Genomic DNA, 21483 nt, shown 5'->3' with positions numbered 1-21483 from the left:
CTCGACACTTGCCCACATCTGCTGTGCACCCGGCTGTGGATAACCTGAGCACATTCTGCTGTAACCCTTCTGTCATGCGGCTTTGCGGGCTTTGCTCATTTTTCGTCCAACTCGCCATCCGCGACGTTTATTCCACGTAAAAACAATCAGTTAGAGTGGTTTATCGCCATTAGAAGAAAGCCCCTCGGTGCTTATGCCCACACGGCCGGCTTGCGCACAGATACTGTGGAACAAGCTGTGGATAACCCGTTCATGGCTGGCGCAGCCCCATGCCTGACAATGCCTGCAGCTTATTGCTCGTTTTTTGACCAATTGATCGCGCGCAAAACCGGAACCTGATCCAAAACCTTGCCCTCAAGTGGTGCCTCTCCAGGAGTTGGTAGAGGTCGAGGCAGCGTCCGCAACGGCTGCGCCAACAGGCTTTTGCCGATTTCCTGACTCAATGGCCAGGAAATTGCTTTATCCACAGGCATATCCTTTTGCGACCCGAGCCTGTCATGTCCAACCCTGCGCCTCCCCCCGATCAAACACCCCGCCTGCAATTGCGCAGAATCAGCAAACGTTACCCCGGTTGCCTGGCCAACGATGCCATCGACTTGAGCATTGCGCCCGGTGAAATCCACGCCCTGCTCGGCGAAAACGGTGCGGGCAAAAGTACCCTGATGAAGATCATCTACGGCGTCACACACGCCGACTCAGGGGAGATGATCTGGCAGGGCCAGCGCGTGACCATGCGCAATCCGGCCCAGGCCCGCAGCCTCGGGATCGGCATGGTGTTCCAGCATTTCTCGCTGTTCGAAACCCTGAGCGTGGCGCAGAACATCGCCTTGGCGATGGGCGCTGCGGCCGGTACGCCGAAGCAGCTTGAACCGAAAATCCGCGAGGTGTCCCAACGCTATGGCATGGCGCTGGAACCGGAGCGACTGGTCCACAGCCTGTCCATCGGCGAGCGTCAGCGGGTGGAAATCATTCGCTGTCTGATGCAGGACATCCGCCTGCTGATTCTCGATGAACCGACGTCGGTACTGACCCCGCAAGAGGCCGACGAATTGTTCATCACGTTGCGTCGACTGGCCGCCGAGGGCTGCAGCATTCTGTTCATCAGCCACAAGCTCGGCGAAGTGCGCGCGCTGTGCCACAGCGCCACGGTGTTGCGCGGCGGACGAGTGGCCGGGCATTGCGTGCCGGCCGAGTGTTCGGACCGGCAACTGGCGCAGTTGATGGTCGGTGAAGCCGCTGAGCTGATTACTGACTATCCGAAGGTCAGGGGGGCTGACGCGTTTCTGAACGTGACCGGATTGTCCTGGTACAACCCGGACCCGTTCGGCTGCTCGCTCAAGGGCATCGATCTCGAGGTGCGCAGCGGCGAAATCGTCGGTGTCGCCGGAGTGGCCGGCAATGGCCAGGATGAGTTGCTGGCCTTGCTCAGCGGTGAAGAACGGCTGCCGGGAAATGACGGGGCGAAAATCAGTTTCGGCGGGCAACCGGTGGCGCACCTGCGGCCGGATGCACGACGCAAACTCGGCCTGGCCTTCGTCCCCGCCGAGCGTCTGGGGCATGGCGCGGTACCGGAACTGAGCCTGGCGGACAACGCCCTGCTCACCGCCTTTCAACAAGGGCTAGTCAGCAATGGATTGATCCAGCGCAGCAAAGTCGAGGCACTGGCCGAAGACATCATCCGCCGCTTCGGGGTCAAGACACCCGATGCCCAGGCAGCGGCTCGCAGCCTGTCTGGTGGCAACTTGCAGAAATTCATCCTCGGCCGGGAAATCCTTCAGCAACCCAGGTTGTTGGTGGCCGCGCACCCGACCTGGGGCGTGGACGTCGGCGCCGCCGCGACCATTCACCGGGCGCTGATCGCCTTGCGCGACGCTGGGGCGGCGATCCTGGTGATCTCCGAAGACCTCGACGAACTGTTCCAGATCAGCGATCGCCTCGGCGCCCTGTGCGGCGGCCGGCTGTCGGCACTGCAAGCCACCGTCGACACCCGCCTGATCGATGTCGGCGGCTGGATGGCCGGCCAGTTCGATGCACCCCAATCACCTGCACCCGTAACGTTTTAACGGAGTTTCACATGCTGCTTTCTCTCGAACCCCGTGGCCAGCAATCGCGCCTGATGTTGTGGTGCTCGCCGTTGCTGGCGGCTGTGTTGACCCTGGGCTGTGGCTCATTGTTGTTTATCGCGCTGGGCCACGACCCGTTGCTGACCTTGCACACCTTGCTGATTGCACCGATCAGCGACCTGTACGGGGTCTCTGAGTTGTTGGTCAAAGCATTGCCGATTCTGCTCTGTGCATTGGGCCTGGCAGTGGCGTATCAGGCACGGATCTGGAACATCGGCGCCGAAGGTCAGTTGCTGCTCGGCGCCTTGGCCGGCAGTGCATTGGCGGTGAACATCATCGACCTGCAAAGCCGTTGGGCGCTGGTGTTGATCCTGCTCACCGGCACCCTGGCCGGTGCCGCATGGGCCGGGCTGACGGCATGGTTGCGCACACGCTTCAACGCCAATGAAATCCTCACCAGCATCATGCTCAATTACATCGCGTTGAACCTGCTGCTGTTCTGCGTTCACGGGCCGCTGAAGGACCCCGCCGGGTTCAACTTTCCGGAGTCGGCGATGTTTGGCGATGCCAGTCGTTTGCCGTTGTTGATGGAGGACGGTCGGGTCCATGCGGGCGTGTATTTCGCCTTGCTCGCGCTGGTTGCGGTGTGGGTGTTGTTGCAGAAGAGCTTTGTCGGTTTCCAGATCAAAGTGCTCGGGCTGGACAAGCGCGCGGCGGGTTTTGTCGGCTTTCGCGAGAAGCGGCTGATCTGGCTGGCGCTGTTGATCAGCGGTGGCTTGGCGGGGCTGGCCGGGGTTTGCGAAGTCACCGGGCCCATTGGACAACTGGTGCCGCAGGTTTCGCCGGGTTATGGCTATGCGGCGATCACCGTGGCGTTTCTCGGACGGCTGAATCCCATCGGCATTCTGTTTTCCAGCCTGTTGATGGCGCTGCTGTACATCGGTGGCGAAAACGCGCAGATGAGCATGAACCTGCCGCAAGCCATCACTCAATTGTTTCAGGGGATGATGCTGTTTTTCCTGCTGGCCAGTGACGTGCTGATTCTCTACCGACCACGTTTGAACCTGCGCTGGGTACGGCGCACCTCGACCACCGCCGTACAAGCTGGAGCCTTGTGATGGATATCGATCTGCTGAGCAATATTTTCTATGCCATGGTTCGCTGTGGCACACCGCTGTTGTTGGTGGCGTTGGGCGAGTTGATCTGCGAGAAGAGCGGCGTCCTCAATCTTGGGCAGGAAGGCATGATGCTGTTTGGGGCGGTGATCGGTTTTATCGTCGCCCTGAACAGCGGCAATCTCTGGCTCGGCGTGTTGCTGGCGATGTTCGCCGGGATGCTGTTGTCGTCGCTGTTCGCCCTGGTGGCGCTGGTGTTCAACGCCAACCAGGTGGCGACAGGGTTGGCGTTGACGATCTTCGGCGTGGGCCTGTCGACCTTCGTTGGCGCTGCGTGGGTCGGCAAACCGTTGGCGGGTTTCGAGCCGCTGGCGATTCCTTATCTGAGTGAAATTCCGCTGATCGGGCGGATGCTGTTTGCCCAGGACCTGTTGGTGTATCTGTCGTTTGCCCTGTTTGCGCTGGTGGCCTGGGTGATTGTGAAAAGTCGCGTAGGGTTGATTATTCAGGCGGTCGGCGAAAGCCCGGACGCCGCCAGTGCAATGGGCTTGCCGGTGTTGCGCGTGCGTACGCTGGCGGTGCTGTTTGGCGGGGCGATGGCGGGGTTGGCTGGGGCATATTTGTCCTTGGCCTATACGCCGATGTGGGCAGAGAACATGAGCGCCGGTCGCGGCTGGATTGCCCTGGCGCTGGTGGTGTTTGCCAGTTGGCGAGTGTGGCGGTTGCTGCTTGGAGCGTATCTGTTTGGTCTCGCCAGCATCCTGCATTTGGTGGCGCAGGGGTTGGGGCTGGCGATTGCGTCGAGTCTGCTGGCGATGCTGCCGTATGTCGCGACCATTGTGGTGTTGGTGCTGCTGTCCCGGGATGCCGTGCGCACACGATTGTATGCGCCGGTGTCGTTGGGGCAGCCGTGGCGGGCGGGGCATTAAATGGTGGCCCGTGAAGGCGTCCGAACCGGCAACACCTGAGCCACGCCCCACGCCAATTCAAAGAACAGGAAAATCGCCAATAGCGAACTCGCCCCATGGGCCAGGGCATAAGCCTGCCAAGCCGAAAACAGAAACCTCCCCACCGCGTCATATCGCCCAAACACCGGCTGCGGATCGCGAATCCGCAGCACGGCCCACACGCACACAATCGAACCCAACAGATTGGCCATCAGCATGTGCATCGGCTCGAACGGCGGTAGCTCGCCGGGCAGATTGAAAGTCTGAGTCAGGCGTAACAGCACGCCATGCAACGCCGTAAAACTCCATGGCGTGGCAAATGCCGCTATGACGATCAGGTCGTACCACGCACTGCCACGCACCAATTGACGATATTGCGTTGAACTCCACATGGGTATTGCTCCATAAATTCAAGGAGCAACAAGGCTAAAGCCTGGAGTATGCTCCAAGGTCAAGCCCTCTCGAGACATCAAGGAAGCCATTCATGTCCACGGCAAAAACCGCACTCATCATCGGCGCCTCCCGGGGATTGGGCCTCGGTCTGGTGAAAACCCTGCTGGCCGGCGGCTGGCAAGTCACCGCCACCGTGCGCAACCCGCAGGGTGCCGAAGCCTTGCAGGCGTTGGGCAAGGTACGGATCGAAAAACTCGACATGGACGACCAGCAAGCGGTCATCGCCCTCAGCCAACAGCTCAAGGGCGAGGTGTTCGACCTGTTGTTCGTGAATGCCGGGGTCAAGGGGCCGGAAGTCCAGACGCCGGGTGGCGCGACCCTGGCCGAGGTCGGTCAATTGTTCTTCACCAACGCCGTGGCGCCGATCAACCTGGCCCAGCGCTTCGTCGCGCAGATTCGTGAAGGCAGTGGCGTGCTGGCGTTCATGAGTTCGGTGCTGGGCAGCGTGACCATGCCCGACGCGCCGGAGCTGGCGCTGTACAAGGCCAGCAAAGCGGCGCTGAACTCGATGACCAACAGCTTCGTCACGCAACTGGGCGAACAGAAACTCACCGTGCTGTCGCTGCACCCGGGCTGGGTGAAGACCGACATGGGTGGCGAAGGTGCCGACATCGATGTGGAAACCAGCACCCGCGGGTTGATCGATCAGGTGAATGCGTATGCCGGCAAGGGCGGGCATCATTTTGTGAACTACCGGGGTGAAACCATTCCCTGGTAATCGGGTGTTGGATTTGACGCCTTCGCGGGCAAGCCTCGCTCCTACAGGTCCGACGCATGACTCCGTAGGAGCGAGGCTTGCCCGCGAAGCTTTTTTGATTGAAACTCCGCACCTCGCCCCCCGCGGCGACCCTGGATCAGCAGACAGGGCAACACTGAGCTGGCAACCCTGAACCCCACTTTCAGAGGAGCCGGCCACTATGCCTGCGACCCGTACCTGGTTAAAAAAACCCCTCGCCATTTTCACGGCCAACGCGCTCGATGCCCGTGGCGGTCTGGTGCTGCAAGACGGTTTGATCGTCGAAGTGCTCGGCGTCGGCCAGCAGCCGTCAGCCCCCTGTGGACAAGTCTTCGATGCCCGCGAACATGTGATCCTGCCGGGGCTGATCAACACCCATCACCACTTCTATCAAACCCTGACCCGCGCCTGGGCGCCGGTGGTCAATCAGCCGTTGTTCCCATGGCTGAAAACTCTCTATCCGGTCTGGGCGCGGCTCACGCCGGAAAAACTCGCCCTCGCCACCAAAGTCGCGTTGGCCGAGTTGCTGTTGTCCGGCTGCACCACTGCGGCCGATCACCATTACCTGTTTCCGGAAGGCCTGGAAAATGCGATCGACGTGCAGGTTGAGAGTGTCCGCGAACTGGGCATGCGCGCCATGCTCACTCGCGGTTCGATGAGCCTCGGTGAAAAAGACGGAGGGCTGCCGCCGCAGCAGACTGTCCAGGAAGGCGAAGTGATTCTCGCCGACAGCCAACGCTTGATTGCCGAGTTCCACGAACGTGGTGACGGCGCGCAAATCCAGATCGCTTTGGCGCCCTGCTCGCCATTTTCAGTAACCCCGCAAATCATGTCCGCCAGCGCCGAACTGGCAAACACCCTCGACGTGCGCCTGCACACTCACCTGGCCGAAACCCTCGACGAAGAAGACTTCTGCCTGCAACGCTTCGGCCTGCGTACCGTGGATTATCTGGACAGCGTCGGCTGGCTCGGCCCACGCACCTGGCTGGCCCACGGCATTCATTTCAACCCCGACGAAATCGCCCGCCTCGGCGCGGCCGGCACCGGTATTTGCCATTGCCCGAGTTCGAACATGCGCCTGGCTTCAGGGATTTGCCCAACCATCGAGTTGACCGACGCTGGCGCGTTGCTGGGCCTGGGCGTGGACGGTTCGGCGTCCAACGACGCCTCGAACATGATGCTCGAAACCCGACAGGCGCTGTACATCCAGCGTCTGCGTTATGGCGCGCAGAAGATCACCCCGGAACGCGTATTGGGCTGGGCCACCAAGGGTTCGGCGCAGTTGCTCGGGCGCAGCGACATCGGCGAACTGGCAGTGGGCAAGCAAGCGGATCTGGCGCTGTTCAAACTGGATGAACTGCGCTTCTCCGGCAGCCATGATCCGGTGTCGGCGCTGCTGCTGTGCGGCGCGGACCGGGCGGACCGGGTGATGATCGGCGGCAAGTGGCGGGTGATCGATGGGCAAGTCGAGGGGCTGGATCTGAAAGGGTTGATCGCCGATCACAGCCAGGCGGCTCGGCAGTTGATCGCCGGCGTCTAAGTCGACGCAGACCTATTGCGGGAGACACTCGCACCAGCGGATGGCGTGAATTCGCGAAGGTGCACCGGGATGGTTCTGTGGTGGTCGTTAGGGCCCCTTCGCGGGCAAGCCTCGCTCCTACAGGAATTGTGCCTATCGCGGGATTGGGTGCAACGCAAAACCTGTAGGAGCGAGGCTTGCCTGCGAATGCCGTTATGCGGCCCCGGATTTTGTTGTCCTGTTGGTCAGCAATTTGCATTGACCCGATACACCTCACAACAAAATGGAGTTCCAGTTCATGCACAAACGTCCGTTGAAGCAGCTGCTTTGCGCTGTCGCCGCAGCCATCGGTCTGAGCGCCAGTCTGACCGCCAGTGCTGCCGCCCCGCTGAAAGTCGGCTTCGTCTATATCGGCCCGATCGGTGATCACGGCTGGACGTATCAGCATGAACAGGGGCGCAAGGCGCTGGCGGAGAAGTTCGGTGACCAGATCACCACCAACTACGTGGAGAACGTAGCCGAAGGCGCCGATGCCGAGCGGGTGATCCGCAACATGGCCAAGGACCAGTACGACCTGATCTTCACCACGTCTTTCGGCTACATGAACCCGACCCTGAAAGTTGCCAAGCAATTTCCCAAGGTGACCTTCGAACACGCCACCGGCTACAAGCAGGACAAGAACCTCGGCACTTACCTGGCACGCACTTACGAGGGCCGCTACGTCGGCGGTTTCCTTGCGGCGAAGATGACCAAGACCAAGAAAATCGGCTACGTCGCTTCCTTCCCGATTCCAGAAGTGATCCGCGACATCAACGCCATCCAGCTGGCGCTGAACAAGTACAACCCGGGCACCGAGATCAAAGTGGTGTGGGTCAATTCCTGGTTCGATCCGGGCAAGGAAGCCGACGCCGCCAATGCGCTGATCGATCAGGGCGTGGACGTGGTGTTCCAGCACACCGACAGCCCGGCGCCGATCCAGGCAGCAGAACGTCGTGGCGTGTATGCCGTCGGCTATGCATCGGACATGGCGCACTTCGGGCCGAAAGCGGTGTTGACGTCTATCGTCAACGACTGGGGCCCGCACTACATTCAGGCGACCCAAAGTGTGCTCGACCATGCATGGAAATCCCAGGATTACTGGGGCGGTTTGCAGGAAGGCACGGTTGAGCTGCCAATCAGCGACCTGGTGCCGGCCGCGGTGAAAACCGAAGCCGAGCGGATCATTGCCGACATCAAGAGCGGTGCGCTGCATCCATTCACCGGGCCGATCAAGGATCAGGCTGGCGTGGAGAAAATCCCGGCGGGCGTGAGCGCGACCAATGCGCAACTGGCGTCGATGAACTACTACGTGGAAGGCATGAAGGCCGAGATGCCGAAGTAATTCCGGTCAGGAACACAAAACCCTGTGGGAGCGGGCTCGCTCCCACATAACAGCTCATCTGCTGGATGCAGGACTTCGCATGAACCAACTCCCGATCATCGACATCGCCCCGCTCTACAGCGATGACGCTCAAGCCTGGCAATCGGTCGCCACAGGCATCGACCGCGCCTGCCGCGAATGGGGCTTTTTCTATATCAAGGGCCACCCGATCGCCCCGTCGCGCATCGAGGCGGTGCTCGAACATGCCCAACGCTTCTTCGCCCTGCCCGCCGCCGAAAAACTCAAGATCGACATCACCCGGACCCGCCACCACCGCGGCTATGGCGCCATCGCCACCGAACAACTCGACCCGAGCAAACCCAGCGATCTGAAAGAAACCTTCGACATGGGCCTGCACCTGCCCGCCGATCATCCGGAGGTGCTGGCGGACAAACCCTTGCGCGGACCCAACCGTCATCCGTCGATGCCCGGTTGGGAAGCGCTGATGGAGCAACACTACGTCGACATGCAAGCACTCGCGCAAACCCTGCTGCGGGCCATGACCCTGGCATTGGGCATCGAGCGTGACTTCTTCGATAGCCGTTTCAAAGAGCCGGTCAGCGTGCTGCGGATGATTCATTACCCGCCGCGCCACACTGCCAGCTCCATCGATCAGCAAGGTGCCGGCGCTCACACCGATTACGGTTGCATCACCCTGCTCTATCAGGATGCCGCTGGCGGACTGCAAGTGCGCAACGTGCGGGGCGAATGGATCGATGCGCCACCGATGGAAGGCACGTTCGTGGTCAACCTCGGCGACATGATGGCGCGCTGGAGCAACGACCGTTACCTGTCGACGCCACATCGGGTGATCAGCCCGCTGGGAGTGGATCGGTACTCGATGCCGTTCTTTGCCGAGCCACATCCCGACACCCCCATCGAGTGCCTGCCCGGTTGCCAGGACGAACAGCATCCGGCGAAGTATCCGGCCACCACTTGCGCCGAATTCTTGCTCTCGCGCTTTGCCGACACCTACGCTTATCGACGGGAACAGGAAGCCGTGTAATGAACCGGCTGGTCAGGTTTTACTCATTGTTTCGGCGGGCATCTGTAGAATGCCCTCATTGCACTTGATGAGATTTCAAAAATGTACGACTGGCTGAACGCTCTGCCCAAGGCAGAATTGCACTTGCATCTGGAAGGTTCGCTGGAGCCTGAGCTGCTGTTCGCCCTGGCCGAACGCAACAAGATCGCCCTGCCGTGGAACGACGTCGACACCCTGCGCAAGGCCTACGCCTTCAACAACCTGCAAGAGTTTCTCGACCTGTATTACCAGGGCGCCGATGTGCTGCGCACCTCCCAGGATTTCTACGACCTGACCTGGGCCTACCTGTTGCGCTGCAAGGAACAGAACGTGATTCACACCGAACCGTTCTTCGACCCGCAAACCCACACCGACCGTGGCATCCCGTTCGAAGTGGTGCTCAACGGCATCGCCGCCGCATTGAAAGATGGCGAGCAGCAACTGGGGATCACCAGCGGTTTGATCCTCAGCTTCCTGCGCCACTTGAGCGAAGACGAAGCGCAGAAAACCCTCGACCAAGCGCTGCCGTTCCGTGATGCGTTCGTAGCCGTGGGCCTGGACAGTTCGGAGATGGGCCACCCGCCGAGCAAGTTCCAGCGCGTATTTGACCGTGCCCGCCACGAAGGCTTCCTGACCGTGGCCCACGCCGGTGAAGAAGGCCCGCCCGAGTACATCTGGGAAGCCCTCGACCTGCTGAAAATCCAGCGCATCGACCACGGCGTGCGCGCCATCGAAGACGAGCGCTTGATGCAGCGGATCATCGACGAGCAGATCCCGCTTACGGTGTGCCCGTTGTCGAACACCAAGCTTTGCGTGTTCGATCACATGTCCCAGCACAACATCCTCGACATGCTCGAACGCGGCGTGAAGGTCACGGTGAACTCCGATGACCCGGCGTACTTCGGTGGCTATGTCACCGAGAACTTCCACGCGCTGTACACCGATCTGGGCATGACCCAGGATCAGGCCAAGCGTCTGGCGCAGAACAGCCTGGATGCGCGGTTGGTGAAACCTTAAAGGTCAGCCGATAAACCTGTGGGAGCGGGCCAGCCCGCTCCCACAGGTTCGGTGATTAATTGATGATCACCGGCTCGCTCAATTCTTCCAATGTCTTGCCCCGGGTTTCCATCCCGAAGATCCACACCACTGCCGCCGCAATCGCAAAGCACATCGCCCCCAACGCAAACACCCCGCCCTGCCCCGTCATCGGGAACACCAGCCCGGTCACCATTGGCCCGAGCAGCGAACCCACGCGGCCGATGGCCGAAGCGAACCCCGAGCCCGTGGCCCGTGCCGACGTCGGGTACAACTCCGGGGTGTAGGTGTAGAGCACCGCCCACATGCCGAACAGGAAGAACTGCATCAGCAGTCCCGAGGTGATCAACAGGCTGACGTTGCCGCCGAACACCGCGCTCTGACCATAAAGAAACGCCATCACGCCGCCGCCGAGCAAGGTCACGACGCACACCGGTTTGCGCCCCCAACGCTCCACCAGCCAGGCGGCCATGAGGAACCCGGGAATCCCGCCGAGGGAAATCAGCACTGTGTAATACACCGACTGGGTCACAGCGAAACCCGACTGTTGCAGCAGCGCACTGAGCCAGGACGTCAAGCCATAGAAACCCAGCAAGGCAAAGAACCACACGCTCCAGATCATCATCGTGCGCCGGCGATACTGCACCGACCAGATTTCCCGCAGCGCGGAGAAGAAGTTGCCCGGTTGACTCGCCACCCGTGGCAGGCGAATCGGCTCAGGCAGATCCGAACGGCCCAATGAAGCCCGAACCCGTTCTTCGATGCGGTGTAAAACCGTGTCCGCTGCATCATGATGCCCGGCCTGTTCCAGCCATCGCGGTGACTCGGGTATGAAAAAACGAATCGCCAGGACGAACACCGCCGGCACCGCCAACACCAGAAAGATGTCGCGCCAGCCAATCACCGGCAACAGGAAGTACGACAGCACCCCGGCCGCGACGAAACCGAGCGGCCAAAAGCCGTCCATCAATGCGATGTAACGCCCACGCCGCTTGGCCGGAATCAGCTCCGACAGCATCGACTGCGCAATTGGAAACTCCATGCCCATGCCGATCCCCAAGAGGATTCGGAACAACGTCAGCATTTCGACGTTCTGCGCCGTCGAACACAGGTAGCTGGCAATGCCCCACAACACAATGCTCCACTGGAACACCGGTTTGCGCCCGAAGCGGTCGGCCAGCATGCCGGACAGCGAGGCGCCCACCACCATGCCGAAGAAACTCGAACTGGCCAGCAACCCGGCCTGCGCCGTACTCAGGCCGAACTCGGTTTTGATCGAGCCGAGCAGGAAGGTCATCATCGCCAGGTCCATGGAGTCGAAGAAAAACGCCAAGGCAATGATGATGAAAATGATGCGGTGATAACCACTGATGGGTAGCCGTTCCAGTCGTTCCGCCGCGCTGAAGCTTCGTGTTTCCATGCCACATTCCCCCAATCCGAAAGTCCCCGGATCGAGTGTGCGCGATAGCGACTGGGTGTTATTGCTGGATACGACCTGCCCACAGCTCTGAACGACGCCTGAAGCCAAGAATCCCGGACATCGCCCCCCAATGGCTCTAAAGCGCCATTTCCAGCTCGGTTTCCTTGGCGAAACGATGGATTTCACGTTGCCCCGTGGCCGTGATCTGCAAGGCTCGAGAATCACTGGGCAGGCTCAACCAGCCGGACTGCATGAACAGTTGCAACAAGGCCGCCCCCAAGGAACCACCCATGTGCGGGCGTCTTTCGCTCCAGTCCGGGCATGCGCAGGCGACTCTGCCGTTGCGATGGGCCAGCGCCTGGATGAACACACCGCGTGCTGCCAATTGCGTGGAACCCTTGTGAGTGATCATGACCCGCTGATCGAGTTGCTCGATCCAGCCGGCATCCAGCAGACGCTGGTAAAGATCGGCGGCCAGGGTGCCGCCCAGATGGTCGTCACAAAGCCTGGCCCGTAGCAGTGACGAAGGCGCCGCCTGAGGTTTGGCGATAGGACTCGTGCGTTTGAACACCTCTGGAATATCCCGAGGCGCACTGGCCAGGGTAGCGCTGGCCAAGGCTTCTATCGCGGCGCCGACTTCGGGCGCGGCAAGCCGGAAAAACCGTTTGCGCCCACGGGTTTCGACTTTCAACAGACCGCCCGTGGACAAGCGCCCCAGATGCGCACTGGCCGAAGACGGCGACAGGCCCGCCAGCAACGCCAGCTCCTCAGTGTGCCGTGCCGTGCCGTCCATCAAGGCCCACATCATTGCGCTGCGCTTTGGGTCAGCCAGCAACGTGGCAATCTGGCTGATGCAAGGTGCATGTTCCATGTATTCACTCCCTGTTGAATCGTTTCGTCTACTGCTCAGAGACATCTTGACCAGTAATGTGTCTTCGGCCAAGACGCGAAAACCGCCATAAGCCGGGCAAAGCCACCCACTCACCCAGGCCATTGCTTCGCGGGTGCAGCGAAGGTCCGGTGATGACCTTAGGGTCTGACCGACTCGAACGTGGACTCGCCATTGCGAGATCGACGGCGCGTACATGAGGCGGGCGCTAGTATAAGCGGGTTAACCGCCGGTTCCTGCCCTCGGGAATCCATTGGTGGTGATAGTTCCTGACAGAAATTTCGCTATTTGCCTGCGACTAATGATCGACACCCGATATCGTCGGAAATTGACTGCTTATCCGAGCGCATCGGCTGGCAAGCATTTCCCGCAAAAGGTTCACCGGCTTACTCAATTGTGCGCGATGGGCGCACAGTAAATTCAGCGGTGCGCGCTCACACAGCAATTCAGGCATCAGCACTTTCAAGCGACCGGCGAGCACATCGGTGGCGACATCGAGCCAGGACTTATACGCAATCCCCGCTCCCGCCACGGCCCACAGCCGCACCACATCGGCATCGTCACTGAAGCGATCGCCGCTGACGGTCAGGCTCACCTCGCGTTTGCCGTCATGAAAACTCCAGTGATCGTGGACCCGGCTACCGAGCATAAACAGCAGGCAATTGTGCTGCGCCAATTGCTCCAGCTGCCGTGGTTCGCCATGTCGGGCCAGATAACTCGGCGCAGCACACAGCACGCGACGGTTCTGCGGCGCGATGGGCAACGCCACCAGGCTCGAGTCTTCCGGCTCGCCGTAACGCAGGGCGATGTCCACCGGTTGGCGGAACAGGTCGGCGATGCGGTCGCCCAGCAGCAACCGTACAGTGAGTTTCGGATGCTCGCGCTGAAACTCGTCGAGCCATGGCAACAGCAGGTTGCGCCCGAAATCCGAAGGCGCCGACAGCTGCAAAATCCCACTGACCTGATCCTGCCCACTGGCCAGCAAACGGCGGCCCTCATCGAGATTGCTCAAGGCGGCCCGGGCGTACTCCAGAAAGCCCTCGCCTTCGGCCGTCAGGCGCAGGCTACGGGTAGAACGGGTGAGCAAGCGTGCGCCAAGTTGTTGTTCGATGCGCTTCAACGCCGCGCTGGCCACCGCCGCCGACATATCCATCACCCGTGCCGCCGCCGACAGACTGCCCAGGTCCGCCGCCCGAACGAACAACTGCAAGTCATCGAAACGCAACATCTTCAGCCCCGATTATCAAAAAAATATTGAAAGAGACTGCTCTTTTAGCGGGTTTTATCTTGCAGAGAAATAACCAATCATCTGTGCCATCGAAATCCTCTCTCTCCCAGGACCCCACTATGAAAGCCATTGCCTACTACGCCTCCCTGCCGATCAGCGACGAAAAGTCCCTGCAAGATATCGAACTGCCAGAACCGGTCGCCGGCCCGCGCGACCTGTTGGTGGAGGTCAAAGCCATTTCGGTCAACCCGGTGGACACCAAGATTCGCCAGAACGTGCAGCCTGAAGGTGGCACGGCCAAAGTGCTGGGCTGGGACGTGGCGGGTGTGGTCAAGGCTGTTGGCAGCGAAGTGACCTTGTTCAAGGCCGGCGACAAGGTGTTCTACGCCGGCTCCATCGTCCGTGCCGGCGGCAACAGCGAGCTTCATGTGGTGGATGAGCGCATCGTCGGCCATATGCCGAAGACCCTTGGTTTCGCCGAAGCCGCCGCCCTGCCGCTGACCGCCATCACCGCGTGGGAACTGTTGTTCGAACGCCTGCAAATACGCGAAGGCAAAACCGATGAGGGTCAGAGCCTGCTGATCGTCGGTGCCGCCGGGGGCGTTGGTTCAATCCTCACGCAATTGGCCAGCCAGCTCACCGGGTTGAAAGTCATCGGCACCGCGTCCCGTGCCCAAACCCAGAGTTGGGTGCGTGACCTGGGTGCCAATCAGGTGATAGATCACAGTCAGCCGCTGAGTGAAGCACTCAAACGTGCCGGGTTCGAGCATGTGACCCACGTTGCCAGCCTGACCCAGACTGACCAACACCTGGATCAATTGGTGGAGGCATTGGCACCACAAGGCAAACTGGCGCTGATTGATGATCCGAAGGCACTGGACGTGACCAAGCTCAAACGCAAGAGCCTGTCGCTGCATTGGGAGTTCATGTACACCCGCTCGCTGTTCGAAACCGCCGACATGATCGAGCAGCACAAACTGCTCAACCGCGTCGCCGGGCTGATCGATGCCGGCACACTGAAAACCACGGTCGGTGAGCACTTCGGAACCATCAACGCCGCCAACCTGCGTCGCGCCCATGAACTGCTGGAAAGCGGCAAGTCCAAGGGCAAGATTGTGCTTGAAGGGTTCTGACCCGAAGATCAAAAGATCGCTGCGCCAGCGATCTTTTGCCGTCAGTCAGAGAGTTGATCGTTGTCACAATTGCGATCGTATTCAGGTCTACAATCGAAAACTCTGCGAACAATCTTTTACGTGATGTCTTTTGCGAGACGTCTTTCACAAGAGGAACTCAGCAATGAAGATCCTGATAAAAGAATTGGCAACATCCCGCTGGCAGGTTCGCCTGGATCAACACGCTGTGACGTTCCGTAGTGAAGCCGAAGCCCTGGCCTTCACTAAAACGCTTGAAGCGCGCTTGCTCGCGCCCCATCAGATTCCCGGCCGTCAGCAGCGCACTGCTGGCTGAGTCCGTCCTCAGGCCTGGGCTTGTTCCAACGCCCGGGCATTCTGCAAACGCCGGGTGAGCATCGCCACGCTCACCACCACAATTGCGCACAGGCTGATGACCATGGCCATCGGCATGGCACTGCCATCGTGCAAAACACCCACCAGCGCCGCGGCCCCGGCGGCGACGCTGAATTGCAGGCAACCGAGCATCGCCGAGGCACTGCCCGCCCGTGCCCCCTGGCCGCTCATCGCGCAGGCCGAGGCGTTGGGCACGATACAACCCAGGCTGGCGATGCAGACAAAAAGCGGAATCAGCAATGGCCACAAGTGCGCAGTGTGCAGCGAGCTGACCGCCAACAGGGCCAGGCCGCCCGCCAGGTAGAGCCAGACAGTGCGCGCCAGCAAGAAGGCCGGACCGCGTCTCGCCAGCAACCGGGCATTGACCTGGGCCACCAGGATGAACCCCGCCGCGTTGATCCCGAACAGCCAGCCGAAATGCTCGGCCGGCACACCATAGAGTTTGATGAAGACGAACGGCGAGCCCGCGATGTAGGCAAACATCCCGGCGATGGCGACACCACCGGTCAGGGCATGACCGAGGAATATCGGGTCCGCCAGCAACCGACCGTACTGGCGTAGCGCGCCCGACAACGGTTGGCGCGGCATATGGGCCGGTAGACTTTCCGGTAGCCCGAGGGCCACCGCCAACCCGGCCAGCGCACTGAAACCGGTCAGCACAAGAAAGATCGACTGCCAACCCGTCGTGTTGACCAACAACCCGCCCAGCATCGGCGCAAGAATCGGCGCCAGGCCCATCACCAGCATCAACTGCGAAAAGACCTTCGCCGAACCCACCGCATCGCATTTATCGCTGACCACTGCCCGGGCGATCACCATGCCCGCGCAACCACCCAGCGCCTGGACAAAGCGGGCACCGATCAGCCACTCAAGACTCGGCGCGTAAGCACAGGCCAATGAGGCCACGGTGAATAAACCGACACCGGTCAGCAAGGGAAGCCGTCGCCCAAAGCGATCCGCCACCGGGCCGTACGCCAGTTGGCCGATGGACAGCCCCAGGAAATAGGCTGCCAGGGTCAGTTGAACGTGTTTTTCGTCGGTGCCGAAAGCGAGCGCCATCGCCGGGAAGGCCGGCAGGTAGAAATCGATCGCCAGCGGGCCGAAAGCGCTCAAGGCGCCGAGAATCAGGATTGTGCGCAGGTTCATCAGGCGTCCAGGTTAGGCAGACAGGTTAGCCATGGATCGGCAGGCTGACAGTCTAGCCGGGCGTGGACGCCTTGAACATTCCGATAGGTCGCTAACTATTAAAAATAGCTCAGGCCTGTTTTACCCCGTAACCCTCTTCAGTGATGGCGGCGATTACCTGATCGGCTGTCAGCACACTTTCTACGCCGACTTCTTTTGCCGCCAGATCGATGCGTACGCTGGCTGCCGGATCCTTGGCTTGCAGCGCCTCAGTGATAGCCTTGACGCAGTGACCGCAGGACATGCCTTCAACGTTGAACACTTGCATGGGACGTCTCCTTTAATGAAGCCCTTACATGAGGGTTGCGCGCAGTCTCGAGCTTGCCACCATGGCAAGGTCAAGTTCTGAAGCAAGCTGCCGGGCTGGCAATCGGCGTCGCGCTCGGCCAAGCTGCGTCCATCTATGACTCGACATCAGGAGATTCAGCCATGCGCTGGTCAGCTCTCAGCCTGTTTGGCTTCCTCAGCCTCTTTGCCGCGACACCTTCGGTTCAAGCCGCCGGGGAGGACTACGGCGTGCTGATCATTTCCCGCGAGCGCCTGGAAGTGTCGACTTCCTGCGAGATCGGCGTGTACATCCAGGATCAGTTGGCCGGGCGGCTGTTCCAGGAACAGAGCACCTCGTTCAACCTGCCGCCGGGCAATGTGTCCCTGCGCCTCAAACTGCTGCCGGGTCAGGCGCCGGGCTGCAACCCGGGCATGCTCGCGCCGGGGTCGCAGGACATCAAACTCAAGGCTGGGGATGTGTTGAAGTTCCGGATTGCGATGACGCAGGAAGGGATGTACCTCAAGCCTGCGGCTTTGGAATACTGAGTCGGCTGCGATCTTTTGATCTGAGACATGGCACTTGACCTTGCCAGCATGGCAAGGTTGATCCTGTAGGCAATTTCTACAGGGAGCGTGACCGATGTCCGAATCCACCACTTTCGATCTGCCGATTGCCGGCATGACCTGCGCCAGTTGCGCCGGGCGTGTCGAGCGTGCCTTGAGCAAAGTCATCGGCGCCACGGCCGTCAGCGTCAACCTGGCCACCGAACAGGCCCGGGTGCAAGCGCCCAGTGACAGCCTGCCAGCCTTGATGGACGCCGTGCAGCGGGCTGGTTACAGCGTGCCGCAGCAGACCCTCGAATTGAGCATCGACGGCATGACCTGTGCGTCTTGCGTCGGCCGCGTCGAACGGGCGCTGGCCAAGGTGCCGGGGGTGAAAAGTGTCAGCGTCAACCTGGCCAACGAACGGGCGCACCTTGAGCTGCTCGGCCAGGTCGATCCGCAAACCTTGATCGGCGCCGTGACCAAGGCCGGTTATTCCGCCCGCGTCTGGGAAGTCGAACACCCGCAAACCGATAATCAACAACAACGCCTGCAGCGCGAACGCTGGGCCTTGCTGGCGGCCATCGCCCTCGCCTTGCCGCTGGTGCTGCCGATGCTGCTGCAACCTTTCGGTGTGCACTGGATGCTCCCGGCGTGGGTGCAGTTCGCGCTGGCAACGCCGGTGCAATTCGTCTTCGGCGCCCGCTTCTATGTCGCTGCGTGGAAAGCCGTGCGCGCCGGTGCCGGCAACATGGATTTGCTGGTGGCTCTGGGCACCAGCGCTGGCTACGGCTTGAGCGTTTACGAGTGGACCACCGCTGCCGGTCGCATGCCGCACCTGTATTTCGAAGCCTCGGCGGTAGTGATTGCCTTGGTGTTGCTGGGCAAATACCTGGAAAGCCGCGCCAAGCGCCAGACCGCCAGCGCCATCCGCGCCCTCGAAGCCTTGCGTCCAGAGCGAGCCATCCAAGTGATCGACGGCCGCGAGCAGGAGGTTGCGATCAGTGCCTTGCGCCTCAACGATCTGGTCATGGTCAAACCCGGCGAGCGCTTCCCAGTGGATGGCGAAGTGGTGGAAGGCCAGAGCCACGCCGATGAAGCGTTGATCAGCGGCGAAAGCCTGCCGGTGCCAAAACAACCGGGCGACAAGGTCACCGGCGGTGCGATCAACGGTGAAGGTCGGCTGCTGGTGCGGACCTTGGCGCTCGGCGCAGAAACCGTGCTGGCGCGGATCATCCGCCTGGTCGAAGACGCGCAGGCGGCGAAAGCGCCGATCCAGAAACTGGTGGATAAAGTCAGCCAGGTGTTCGTGCCCGTGGTGCTGCTGATTGCACTGGCGACCCTGGTTGGTTGGTGGCTGTATGGCGCTCCGCTGGAAACCGCATTGATCAACGCCGTCGCGGTGTTGGTGATCGCCTGTCCTTGTGCGCTCGGGTTGGCCACACCGACCGCAATCATGGCAGGCACCGGCGTGGCGGCGCACCACGGAATTCTGATCAAGGATGCCGAAGCCCTGGAGCGCGCCCACGAAGTCAGCGCCGTGGTGTTCGACAAGACCGGCACACTGACCTCGGGCACGCCGCGCATCGCGCATTTGAGTGCCATCGAGGGTGACGAAGCCGCCTTGCTGCAAATGGCCGGCGCGCTGCAACGCGGCAGTGAGCACCCGCTGGCCAAGGCGGTGCTGGATGCCTGCGCCGAACGCGGCTTGACCGTGGCCGATGTCAGCGACAGTCAATCGCTGACCGGGCGCGGCATTGCCGGCAGCCTCGATGGTCGGCGATTGGCCCTGGGCAACCGGCGCTTGCTGGAAGAAAGTGGCTTGAATGCCGGGCCATTGGCCGACTCCGCAAGCGCTTGGGAAACCGAAGGCCGGACGCTGTCCTGGTTGATCGAACAAAGCCCCGAACCTCGGGTGCTGGGCCTGTTCGCCTTCGGTGACACGCTCAAGCCCGGCGCCCTGCAAGCGGTGCAACGCCTAAGCGCCCGCAATATCAGCAGCCACCTGCTGACCGGCGATAACCGCGGCAGCGCCAAAGTCGTCGCCCAAGCGCTGGGCATCAAGGATGTTCACGCCGAAGTACTCCCGGCGGACAAAGCCGCCACCGTCGCCGCCCTGAAAAAAACCGGCGTGGTGGCGATGGTCGGCGACGGCATCAACGACGCCCCGGCCCTGGCTGCTGCTGACATCGGCATTGCCATGGGCGGCGGCACGGATGTCGCCATGCACGCTGCCGGCATCACTCTGATGCGCGGTGACCCACGGCTGGTGCCGGCGGCGCTGGAGATCAGCCGCAAGACCTACGCGAAAATTCGCCAGAACCTGTTCTGGGCCTTCGTCTATAACCTGATCGGCCTGCCACTGGCGGCATTCGGCTTCCTCAACCCGGTGCTGGCCGGCGCGGCCATGGCGCTGTCGAGCGTCAGCGTGGTCAGCAATGCGTTACTGTTGAAAACCTGGAAACCCAAAGACCCGGAGGACGATCGATGAACATTGGCCAAGCGGCCCGCCAGAGTGGTCTGAGCGCGAAGATGATCCGTTATTACGAATCCATCGGCCTGCTCAAGGCGGCCCATCGCACCGACAGTGGCTACCGCGTCTATGGCGACGACGACCTGCACACCCTGGCGTTCATCAAGCGCTCTCGGGACTTGGGTTTTTCACTGGAAGAAGTCGGCAAACTACTGACCCTCTGGCAGGATCGCCAGCGCGCCAGTGCCGATGTGAAGGCCTTGGCCCGTCAGCACATCGACGAGCTGAACCAGAAGATTCGCGAACTTGGTCAGTTGCGCGACACCCTGCAAGACCTCGTAGAACATTGCCACGGCGACCACCGCCCGGACTGCCCGATTCTCAAGGAGCTGGCCTCGGGTTGTTGCGTCGAACCCGCTCACTCTTGAGCGCCAACCCCTTCACCACCAGCAACAGGGTGAGGGGAATGCCGTGGAACAACAGCACCACCGCGCCGGGTGTCCACCAGGAATAGAACGGCGCGGCGATCAACATGCCGACACCGAACCCGGTCATTTGCAGCAGCGTCAGAAAACTGAAAATCGGCAGGCGCAGGCTGTCCGGTTCACGTTGCAGGCGCGACATCAGGCCGACCTCCGAAAAACCGTCGCCTATCCCGGCGGGCAACGAAAACAGCAGCAAACCGTACAGGGTCTGCTGCTGAAACGTCAGGATGAAACCGCAGGACATCAGCAACACGCCAAAGAAAAATCGCCGCTCAAGGTGCGCGTTGTCCGTGCCTTTCAGGCGACTGGCGATTCGCGCACCGATGAACTTGCCGCAGGCCCACACCGCCAGCATCAGGCCCAGGGTGGTGCTGGCCGACTCGGGTGTGAGCAGTTTTGAAATGATTGGAAGACCGACGTTGTGCGCGGCGCTGCCCAGGGTGTCGGCCATGGCAACGGCCAGCATCGCCGCCAGTACCGGCGCCGTGCGCAACCCCTGGCGCAGGGCCTGCCATTCGCCCTGTTTGTGAAGAGGTTCATCACAACTGGGGACCGGTCCGCAAAACCGCAATGGCACAATCAGCAGCGCTGCCAGCAGGTACGTAACCACGTTCAATGCAAATACTGTTTCAAAGCCAAATCCCGCCACCAACAACCCAGCCACCAGACTCCCGCTGACCATCGCCGCAGACGACGCTGAGGTTATCCAGGCGTTGGTCTTGAGTAATTGCGCCTCTTCGATCAGGTGCGGCAATTGGCTGTTGAGGCCGATGGCGAACATCGAATTACCAAACCCCAGGCCGAACGCGATCAGCGGCAATAGCAACGCTTGTTGGCTGACCGGCAGCACCAGCAGCAGACCCAGCAAACCGGCGCGCAGCAGATCGAAGGCAATCAGCGGCAGGCGCCCGGCCCAGCGGCGATAGAACCGGGTGCCGATCAGGCTGGCCAGGATCCCCCCGGCGACACGGCTGGCGAGGAAGATGCCGACGCTCATGGCGCTATTGCTGAGCAGGTAGACGTAGGTAGCCAGGGCGACCATGTTGAGGAAAGCGCCGAAGTCCGAAATCAGCCGGGCGGCGACGATCAACTGAGCATTGCGGATGGAGTTCACATTCAGTCCTTGAGTGTGCGGGGTATTGCTAGTGTAAAAAA

21 protein-coding genes are annotated in these 21483 nt (G+C 61.1%); 13 read left to right on the top strand and 8 right to left on the bottom strand.

Translation table 11 applies throughout. The annotated features are described in order from the left end of the window. Window positions 1-290: 290 nt before the first annotated feature. Window positions 291-467 carry a hypothetical protein gene (locus AF70_RS29030; RefSeq protein ID WP_155954648.1) on the bottom strand — a complete coding sequence of 59 codons (177 nt, stop codon included), beginning with the start codon at window positions 465-467 and terminating at the stop codon, window positions 291-293. 30 nt (window positions 468-497) lie between these two features. Here AF70_RS29030 and AF70_RS29025 point away from each other — a divergent pair, with 30 nt between their 5' ends. The 3 genes from AF70_RS29025 to AF70_RS29015 are packed head-to-tail and all read left to right on the top strand — an operon-like array spanning window position 498 to window position 4107. Then, window positions 498-2063, top strand: coding sequence for an ABC transporter ATP-binding protein (locus AF70_RS29025; RefSeq protein WP_018928369.1), 1566 nt, complete (start codon window positions 498-500; stop codon window positions 2061-2063). Between the two features lie 11 nt (window positions 2064-2074). After that, window positions 2075-3181, top strand: a complete 1107-nt coding sequence (locus AF70_RS29020) for an ABC transporter permease (protein ID WP_028940364.1) — start codon at window positions 2075-2077, stop codon at window positions 3179-3181. Next, window positions 3181-4107 (top strand): ABC transporter permease, encoded by a 927-nt coding sequence (locus AF70_RS29015; protein WP_019582313.1) that lies wholly within the window; start codon window positions 3181-3183, stop codon window positions 4105-4107. The genes AF70_RS29020 and AF70_RS29015 overlap by 1 nt, the downstream gene beginning before the upstream one ends. On the opposite strand, the gene AF70_RS29010 is transcribed toward AF70_RS29015, so the two are convergent. Next, window positions 4104-4517, bottom strand: a complete 414-nt coding sequence (locus AF70_RS29010; RefSeq protein WP_028940365.1) for a hypothetical protein — start codon at window positions 4515-4517, stop codon at window positions 4104-4106. The two genes, AF70_RS29015 and AF70_RS29010, sit on opposite strands and share 4 nt — an antisense overlap. A 92-nt stretch (window positions 4518-4609) precedes the next feature. Here AF70_RS29010 and AF70_RS29005 point away from each other — a divergent pair, with 92 nt between their 5' ends. From AF70_RS29005 to AF70_RS28985, 5 genes are all read left to right on the top strand, one after another. Further along, entirely contained in the window at window positions 4610-5296 is a 687-nt protein-coding gene (locus AF70_RS29005; protein WP_018928373.1) for an SDR family oxidoreductase, read from the top strand. Between the two features lie 199 nt (window positions 5297-5495). Next, window positions 5496-6854, top strand: a complete 1359-nt coding sequence (locus AF70_RS29000) for an 8-oxoguanine deaminase (protein ID WP_028940366.1) — start codon at window positions 5496-5498, stop codon at window positions 6852-6854. Between the two features lie 277 nt (window positions 6855-7131). Further along, complete coding sequence (locus tag AF70_RS28995; protein WP_028940367.1) at window positions 7132-8214, top strand: BMP family ABC transporter substrate-binding protein; 1083 nt, start codon at window positions 7132-7134, stop codon at window positions 8212-8214. A 79-nt stretch (window positions 8215-8293) separates the two neighbouring features. Beyond that, window positions 8294-9259 carry a 2-oxoglutarate and iron-dependent oxygenase domain-containing protein gene (locus AF70_RS28990; protein ID WP_028940368.1) on the top strand — a complete coding sequence of 322 codons (966 nt, stop codon included), beginning with the start codon at window positions 8294-8296 and terminating at the stop codon, window positions 9257-9259. Window positions 9260-9340: 81 nt separating this feature from the next. After that, window positions 9341-10294 carry an adenosine deaminase gene (locus tag AF70_RS28985; RefSeq protein ID WP_018928377.1) on the top strand — a complete coding sequence of 318 codons (954 nt, stop codon included), beginning with the start codon at window positions 9341-9343 and terminating at the stop codon, window positions 10292-10294. Window positions 10295-10349: 55 nt separating this feature from the next. On the opposite strand, the gene AF70_RS28980 is transcribed toward AF70_RS28985, so the two are convergent. From AF70_RS28980 to AF70_RS28970, 3 genes are all read right to left on the bottom strand, one after another. After that, window positions 10350-11732, bottom strand: coding sequence for an MFS transporter (locus AF70_RS28980; protein WP_028940369.1), 1383 nt, complete (start codon window positions 11730-11732; stop codon window positions 10350-10352). A 136-nt stretch (window positions 11733-11868) separates the two neighbouring features. Next, a complete protein-coding gene (locus AF70_RS28975) occupies window positions 11869-12603 on the bottom strand; it encodes a helix-turn-helix transcriptional regulator (RefSeq protein WP_028940370.1) in 735 nt (244 codons plus the stop codon). Window positions 12604-12919: 316 nt separating this feature from the next. Then, complete coding sequence (locus tag AF70_RS28970; RefSeq protein ID WP_019582304.1) at window positions 12920-13849, bottom strand: LysR family transcriptional regulator; 930 nt, start codon at window positions 13847-13849, stop codon at window positions 12920-12922. A gap of 119 nt (window positions 13850-13968) precedes the next feature. Between AF70_RS28970 and AF70_RS28965 the strand changes: the two genes are divergently transcribed. Together AF70_RS28965 and AF70_RS28960 are read left to right on the top strand one after the other, a co-directional pair. Further along, window positions 13969-14982: a zinc-binding alcohol dehydrogenase family protein gene (locus AF70_RS28965; RefSeq protein ID WP_028940371.1), complete on the top strand. Its 1014-nt coding sequence runs from the start codon at window positions 13969-13971 to the stop codon at window positions 14980-14982. Between the two features lie 163 nt (window positions 14983-15145). Next, window positions 15146-15316, top strand: coding sequence for a hypothetical protein (locus AF70_RS28960; RefSeq protein WP_018928382.1), 171 nt, complete (start codon window positions 15146-15148; stop codon window positions 15314-15316). An 8-nt stretch (window positions 15317-15324) separates the two neighbouring features. Here AF70_RS28960 and AF70_RS28955 read toward each other — a convergent pair whose 3' ends face one another. Continuing rightward, window positions 15325-16521: a multidrug effflux MFS transporter gene (locus AF70_RS28955; RefSeq protein ID WP_028940372.1), complete on the bottom strand. Its 1197-nt coding sequence runs from the start codon at window positions 16519-16521 to the stop codon at window positions 15325-15327. Window positions 16522-16630: 109 nt separating this feature from the next. Continuing rightward, entirely contained in the window at window positions 16631-16828 is a 198-nt protein-coding gene (locus AF70_RS28950; protein WP_018928384.1) for a heavy-metal-associated domain-containing protein, read from the bottom strand. Between the two features lie 161 nt (window positions 16829-16989). Between AF70_RS28950 and AF70_RS28945 the strand changes: the two genes are divergently transcribed. From AF70_RS28945 to cueR, 3 genes are all read left to right on the top strand, one after another. After that, window positions 16990-17373, top strand: a complete 384-nt coding sequence (locus AF70_RS28945) for a hypothetical protein (protein WP_018928385.1) — start codon at window positions 16990-16992, stop codon at window positions 17371-17373. 94 nt (window positions 17374-17467) lie between these two features. Continuing rightward, window positions 17468-19861 (top strand): heavy metal translocating P-type ATPase, encoded by a 2394-nt coding sequence (locus tag AF70_RS28940; RefSeq protein ID WP_028940373.1) that lies wholly within the window; start codon window positions 17468-17470, stop codon window positions 19859-19861. Next, entirely contained in the window at window positions 19858-20271 is a 414-nt protein-coding gene (gene cueR / locus AF70_RS28935) for a Cu(I)-responsive transcriptional regulator (RefSeq protein WP_007940146.1), read from the top strand. Before AF70_RS28940 ends, cueR begins: the two co-directional genes overlap by 4 nt. Here cueR and AF70_RS28930 read toward each other — a convergent pair. After that, window positions 20225-21442 (bottom strand): MFS transporter, encoded by a 1218-nt coding sequence (locus AF70_RS28930; RefSeq protein ID WP_028940374.1) that lies wholly within the window; start codon window positions 21440-21442, stop codon window positions 20225-20227. The two genes, cueR and AF70_RS28930, sit on opposite strands and share 47 nt — an antisense overlap. Between the last annotated feature and the right edge of the window lie 41 nt (window positions 21443-21483).

Source organism: Pseudomonas sp. KD5 (assembly GCF_012932895.1).
Taxonomy (GTDB): Bacteria; Pseudomonadota; Gammaproteobacteria; order Pseudomonadales; family Pseudomonadaceae; genus Aquipseudomonas.
This window is presented reverse-complemented; position numbering and strand designations above follow the sequence as displayed.